Annotated in this window: 1 protein-coding gene; it reads right to left on the bottom strand. The window is 52.4% G+C overall.

All coding sequences use genetic code 11. From position 1 onward, the window contains the following. Nucleotides 1-922 (bottom strand): ScoMcrA-related endonuclease (locus AC628_RS40955; RefSeq protein WP_502689840.1); only part of this gene is annotated, 922 nt, incomplete at its 3' end. Between the last annotated feature and the right edge of the window lie 38 nt (nucleotides 923-960).

A 960-nucleotide genomic window follows, 5' to 3' on the forward strand; every position in this document is an offset into this window, starting at 1 on the left:
CTCGATACTCCTTCGGATAATCACTTGTGCGCAGATCCTGGCCTCCGTTTGCCTGCGCCAAGAATCTATCGACTAGGTCATTTATGAACTTCTTCGGCACAATGGAGAATCCAAGCTGCCTAAGGACGCGGAAAGCCCATGTGTCCTCTCCCCCTGCGAAATCATGCCTAGGCAGTTCTTTTCCCGCGGCGTGCTTGAACGCTAGCGAAAGAACCAACTTTGGAGGATATCGCTTGTCTCCCTGCACCAAGTCGTAAGTCGACGAGGCCGCGTCTTTCGGGACGCCTTCCTGGTCGATTTCGGCGATTGCTTTCTTCACATGGTCCGCAGTTAACGCAGTCTCAAGTACTGTCAAATCACTCTGCCAAAGCTCTTTCAGAGGGGCGCGATAGAAGTCCAGTTTGTTGGTCTGGTACTTCTGCTCCAAGTCATCTCTCGTCTTACGCAACACCTTATCGAGCTCGACTGCAGCCATCCCGTTTGTCTGAGCCCGCGAAAGCTTCGCAAAATGTTCGGCTATTGCTTTCCGATCACCGGCCGAAAACACGCGTTCGAAATCGTCCGGAAACAGCAAATAAAGTAACATGTGTCGAAACTGACGCGCTTGGGCATCCGGAACTTGCTGGAGCCACTCTGCGAAGGTCCAGGAATTCGACAGCAGCTTGGTGCGCTCATCCTGAGGAAGCTTTCGAAAGGCCAACAAAAAAGCGAGGCAAAACGCCAGTTCACGGGGACGGTGATTGCTAAAGCCTGGCCCGCCGCTTCCAATCCCTTGCAGTACCGTGTCGGATAGCCACCTACTTTGCTCCGGAAATTGGTTCTCTGACCAATTCCAAATTGTTTTTATGGTTTCGCGTTTTCTATCGATCGATACGTTGCTGGGACATAGCAATAGTAGCCACATCATTTCAGCCGCCAGCATTTTAACGGAAGCCGGGCACGAGCTCAGCACACCGCGCA

Origin of the sequence: Bradyrhizobium sp. NAS96.2, assembly GCF_001908235.1 — a bacterium.
Lineage (GTDB): Bacteria > Pseudomonadota > Alphaproteobacteria > Rhizobiales > Xanthobacteraceae > Bradyrhizobium.